This window comes from Vulcanococcus sp. (assembly GCF_044369115.1).
GTDB lineage: Bacteria > Cyanobacteriota > Cyanobacteriia > PCC-6307 > Cyanobiaceae > Vulcanococcus.
Genome location: NZ_JBIPMN010000190.1, coordinates 1 through 4,543, shown reverse-complemented (window position 1 = coordinate 4,543; position 4,543 = coordinate 1). Strand labels below are relative to the sequence as shown.

Annotated in this window: 6 protein-coding genes; 1 reads left to right on the top strand and 5 read right to left on the bottom strand. The window is 64.6% G+C overall.

The window, feature by feature from the left end; all coding sequences use genetic code 11:
- Together hemN and ACIQ2E_RS12655 are read right to left on the bottom strand one after the other, a co-directional pair.
- Positions 1-1,125, bottom strand: a 1,125-nt coding sequence (gene hemN / locus ACIQ2E_RS12660; protein ID WP_398331105.1) for an oxygen-independent coproporphyrinogen III oxidase, incomplete at its 3' end; no start/stop codon positions are given.
- A 44-nt stretch (positions 1,126-1,169) separates the two neighbouring features.
- Positions 1,170-1,862 carry a biliverdin-producing heme oxygenase gene (locus ACIQ2E_RS12655; RefSeq protein WP_398331102.1) on the bottom strand — a complete coding sequence of 231 codons (693 nt, stop codon included), beginning with the start codon at positions 1,860-1,862 and terminating at the stop codon, positions 1,170-1,172.
- A gap of 97 nt (positions 1,863-1,959) precedes the next feature.
- Between ACIQ2E_RS12655 and ACIQ2E_RS12650 the strand changes: the two genes are divergently transcribed.
- Positions 1,960-2,328, top strand: a complete 369-nt coding sequence (locus ACIQ2E_RS12650) for a hypothetical protein (RefSeq protein ID WP_398331100.1) — start codon at positions 1,960-1,962, stop codon at positions 2,326-2,328.
- Positions 2,329-2,335: 7 nt separating this feature from the next.
- On the opposite strand, the gene ACIQ2E_RS12645 is transcribed toward ACIQ2E_RS12650, so the two are convergent.
- Genes ACIQ2E_RS12645 through ACIQ2E_RS12635 form a run of 3 tightly spaced genes read right to left on the bottom strand, consistent with a single transcriptional unit; the run spans position 2,336 to position 4,542 of the window.
- Positions 2,336-3,037 carry a long-chain fatty aldehyde decarbonylase gene (locus ACIQ2E_RS12645; protein ID WP_398331097.1) on the bottom strand — a complete coding sequence of 234 codons (702 nt, stop codon included), beginning with the start codon at positions 3,035-3,037 and terminating at the stop codon, positions 2,336-2,338.
- A 3-nt stretch (positions 3,038-3,040) separates the two neighbouring features.
- The gene (locus ACIQ2E_RS12640; RefSeq protein ID WP_398331094.1) at positions 3,041-3,727 is read right to left on the bottom strand and encodes a glycosyltransferase; all 687 of its coding nucleotides are present in this window, start codon (positions 3,725-3,727) and stop codon (positions 3,041-3,043) included.
- Positions 3,727-4,542 carry an acyl-CoA desaturase gene (locus ACIQ2E_RS12635; RefSeq protein WP_398331091.1) on the bottom strand — a complete coding sequence of 272 codons (816 nt, stop codon included), beginning with the start codon at positions 4,540-4,542 and terminating at the stop codon, positions 3,727-3,729. The genes ACIQ2E_RS12640 and ACIQ2E_RS12635 overlap by 1 nt, the downstream gene beginning before the upstream one ends.
- Between the last annotated feature and the right edge of the window lies 1 nt (position 4,543).

The following is a 4,543-nucleotide window of genomic DNA, read 5'->3' as shown; positions in this document are numbered from 1 at the left end:
CTCCAGCACCTCCGGATCGCGCACCACCAAGCCTCGTTCCACGGGTAGATGCCCTTCGGCCAGGGCCGCGCTGTAGGCCTTGAGATCGCGCTCGTTCTGGGCGAACAGGTGGGGGAATTGGCTGATCGCCGTGGGCCCCACCCCCAGCAGTTCCAGCTCGCCCCCGGTGGTGTAGCCCTGGAAATTGCGGTGCAAGCGGCCGCTCCTGGCCGCGGCGGCCAGGCTGTCGCCAGCCAGGGCGTAGTGATCCATGCCGATGGCCTCGTAGCCGCCGGAACAGAGCAGGCGTTGCGCGTCTTCCAGCATCACGATCCGCTCCCGCTGGCTCGGTAGATCATCAGCCGCGATCTTGCGCTGCAGCGGCAGTTGCTCCGGCAGATAGGCAAACGAGAAGAGCGAGATGCGATCGGGGCGTAGCTCCTGCACCAGCTCCAGGGTTGTGCGGAAGCGATCGGGGGTCTGCAGGGGGAGGCCGCAGATCAGATCCACGTTCACGCTCGCGAAGTCTGCCTCCCGCAGCCAACCCATCACCCGCCGCAGCTGCTCGGCCGGCACCACCCGATTCACCGCCTTCTGCACCTCAGGGTCGGCATCTTGAATGCCGAAGCTGATGCGGTTGAAGCCCAGGGCACGCAGCTGCAGGGCCGCATCACGGCTGAGGAATTCGGGATTCACCTCAATCGAGGCCTCCAGATCCGGCTCCAGATCGAAATGGCGCTCGATCAGTTGCCAGAGCTGCCGTGTTTCGTCGGCATTGAGATAGTTGGGCGTGCCACCACCCCAATGCAGCTGGGCCAGGCGCCGCCGCTGTGGCATCGCCGCGCTGATCAGCTCCAGTTCCTTGGCCAAGGCCGCGAGATACGGCTCCACCACCTTCGAGCCCAGCTGCGTGGTGATGCGGTTGCAACCGCAATACCAGCAGGCATGGCGGCAGAAGGGCACATGCACATACAGCGACAACGGCGCCGTGGTGGGCTGAGCCAACTGCGTCCGCAGCTCCGCCTCCCCCACCGCCGGGGTGAAGGCTGCCGCCGTGGGGTAGCTGGTGTAACGGGGAACCGGCTTGTCGTATTTGAGCAGCAGCTCGATTGGGCTGAGGGTGGTGGTGGTGGCGGCAGCAGGCATGGCAGAGGTGGAGGGTGGGCGTGGGAATCAATGGCGCAGGCGGTTCAGCCCAGCTGGGCCAGCTCAGCCAGCAAGCGCTGGGTGGTGTGGAAGGCCAGAACGGCTTCCTCCAGCAGCTCCTCTTCTTCTTCAGCGGAGAGGTCCATCGCCTCGAAGCCGTCGTGAAGTTGATGCTTGAGGGTGGAGCGATCCTGGTCAAAGGCCCAGAAGTTCAGGGCCGGTCGCTCGTGGTTGCGCAGGATGGCGTTGGCCTGCTCCCCCAGTTGCTGGCCGCCGGAGAGGTCGCCGCCGTAGCGCACATACACATGTGCCATGAAGCGGTGGGGAGCCTGGCGGGCCAGCAGCCGGAGCTGCTCCAGCCAGATCGCAGCGGCCGCCGATGGGGGTGTGGCCTCCACTGTGGAGAGCGCGGCCAGGTCGTGTTGCAGTGCGGTGGTGCGCTCCAGCGCTGCCCAGGGAATCGAGCGGGCTCCAAGGGCGGAGGCCAGCTCTGGTCCTGCCTGCTCCAGCAGGGCGTAGGCCGGTGCCAGGGCGCGCATCAAGGCGGCCAACTGGCGGGGCGAAGCCTGGCCGTTGAGCAGGGCCCGGGAGAACACCATGCCCTCCGCCTGGTGATGGGCCTTGCCGATGCGGGCATGCAGCTTGCGCACCCGCGGGCCGAAGCCCTTGCGCAGCTGGGCGTCGGCGGGGCCGGCGTGGTCGGAGATCGAAGGCAGCTGAGCCGTGGAATCAAGCATGGATGCAACCGCGGCAGCGCGGCGCGAACTAAGGCAACGTTATAACGCTACTGTTGTTCCGCAGTTCTCTGGTTGCGATTTCGTTGCAGCCGCGCCGATGGCTCATCCCTTCGCCTCTCAGCCCTTCCAGTCGCGGCTTGATGTGCAGCTGTTGCTGGCCCCCAGTCGCCAGCTCAGCGGTGATGGTCAGTTGCGCGAATTGATGCAGGAACGCCGCCGCCATCTCGGCGATGGCAGCGGCGGCCTCTGGTATCTGTCGCCGGAGCGCTTGGCCGAGCTCCAGTTTTGCGGTTTGGAGCTCAGCGCGGGCAGCAACGAGGCTCTGGCGATTCGTGAACCGCGAGCGGCGGAGTGGTTGCAGTTGCGCTTCGGGGGGCAGTTGCAGCCCATCAGCCTGAGCAGCGCCTGGCTGATGGATGAGGCGCTGGAGCTTCCCGCTCCGGCGCCGTTGGCCAACGTCGGCTGAGCGTCGCTCAGACCATGGCCGCCGCGGCCCCGGCCAAAATCCGCCGGGCCGCAGGCGGCTCGAAACCAATCGTTTCCAGCGCCTGCTGGAAGAGCTCACTGAAGCTGGCCAGCAGCTCGATCGGATCCATGCCGATCGCCTGGAGGTCGGCGGCGAGGCTCTGCAGGATGCTGAGGGTGATCGGCAGAGCCCGCTTCGCGATCGCGGCAGCAGACGTTTCCACGGCGGCAAAACGCTCCCGCAGCCAGCGCTCGGCATAGCCGAGGTGTTCGCCTTCATCCGCGATCACAGCCGCGGTGATCGGTGCCGCATAGGCATCGGCCACGGGGAGATAGTGGCGGTAGGCCGCCACGGCGAAGCACTCCACCACCAGCCCCTGGATCACCAGGCAGCCGGCCAGATCGCCCGCGCGGTCGCGTTCCAGAAACAGGGCGTGCAGGGGCGCGAAGAGCTGCCGGGCTAGCCCCACATCGGGCTTCACCCCAAGATTGCGGCCGCAGCCCACGAAATCGCTGGCGTGGCGGCCCTCCATGGCCGCCAGCCTCTCCAGCTCCTGCTGGTCTTCCGGAATGGCCCTGGCGAGGAGGCGGAAGTGCCGGTCAGCCAGACCTTCTCCCACAACCACCATGCCGTTGATGCGGCTGTAGGCGCTGAGGTAGATGGAGCTTTTGAATTGTGGTGGCTGAAGGGATGATGTGTTGAGGACCATGCGTTAGAGCGGTAGGGGGTGATTGAGTGCTTGTCGGGCTGTTTCCCAAAGCTCTGATCTCGGCATCGAGCGACAGTCATCGAACCAGGGGCCGCCGAGCGTGTAGTGCAAGAGGCGAGCATCAGCAGGAACCTCCTGAACGCCAACCAGGACATTCCATTGCGGTGATAAAGCGCCGATCTCTTCAGTTGTGGTCCACTCGAACTGATGAAGTTCGAGTCCGCTAGCTGTGTTCACATAGTGCGGTGAAAGAGCTTTGCATCGTGCGCAGTTGAAGAGCATGACTGATGACCAGTTCTTACGGCGGTAAGGGCTCTGGGGCATGCCTTGGAACTTCCGGCCAGATGAGCAGTGGTGGTTGTGCTGAACAACCTGTACTGCGTAGCGCTCGTCGCGTAGATCCCAGAGCTCAGTAATATCCCCTTGGCAGAGCATGTCTGCGTCCATGAAAATTGCCCAACCCTGATAGCCACAGATCCATGGCACGAGGAATCTGCTGAAGGAGAATTCTGTGCTTTGCAGTGGATGCTTGGATCGGTGGTAGACGCCTTCAAGCTGTGTCAGTCTGACCTGCCCAATTTGTACGGGCTTGCTTGCACGAGCCTGGATTGAATCCGTCAGAACATTGACTGCGACGTCCTCTCTCGAGTCGAAGCCGATGAAGACTTTGATGGGATCAGATGGTTGCATCAGTTTGTCTGTAAATGTGGGGCCAGGCGGATCCGGCGCGCCAGGCCGAGGCGATGCAGCAGGCGGATGTGCTGCCAGGTGAGGTCGACCTCCCACCAGCGGAACCCCATCCGGGCGCTGCTGGGATAGGCGTGATGGTTGTTATGCCAACCCTCGCCGAAGGTGAGCAGCGCCACCCACCAGTTGTTGCGGGAGCCATCGCCGCTGGCATGGCTGACATAGCCCCATCGATGGGTGGCGGAATTCACCAGCCAGGTCACGTGGTACACGAGCACGAGCCGCAGCGGAATGCCCCACAGCACCAGGGGCCAGCCGCCTAGGGCGTAGAGCAGTGCCGCCAGCGGCAGCTGCAGTAGCAGAAAGTTGCGGTTCAGCCAGCGGTAGTAGGGCACCCGTTTCATGTCGGGCGTGAGCTGGTGCACGTAGCGCTGGGCCGGCACATCCCGCAGCATCCAGCCGAAGTGGCTCCACCAGAAACCGAGATGGCTGTTGTGGTGGTCGGCCGGATCGTCGGAATGGAGATGGTGGTGGCGGTGCAGCCCCACCCAATCGATCGGGCCGTGTTGGCAGCTGAGGGTGCCGCAGGTGGTGATCAGCGCCTCAAGCCAGCGGGGCACCGTGAAGGCGCCATGGGCCAGGAGGCGGTGGTAACCGAGCGTGCCCCCTACACAGGCGGTGAGCCAATAGAGCACCAACAGCGTGCCGATCGCCTCCCAGCTCCAGAAGCGGGGCAACAACGCCACCAGGGCGAGGGCGTGAATCATCACCATGAACACGGTGGTGCCCCAGCGGCGCCGCTGGCGGCGGGGGCTCACG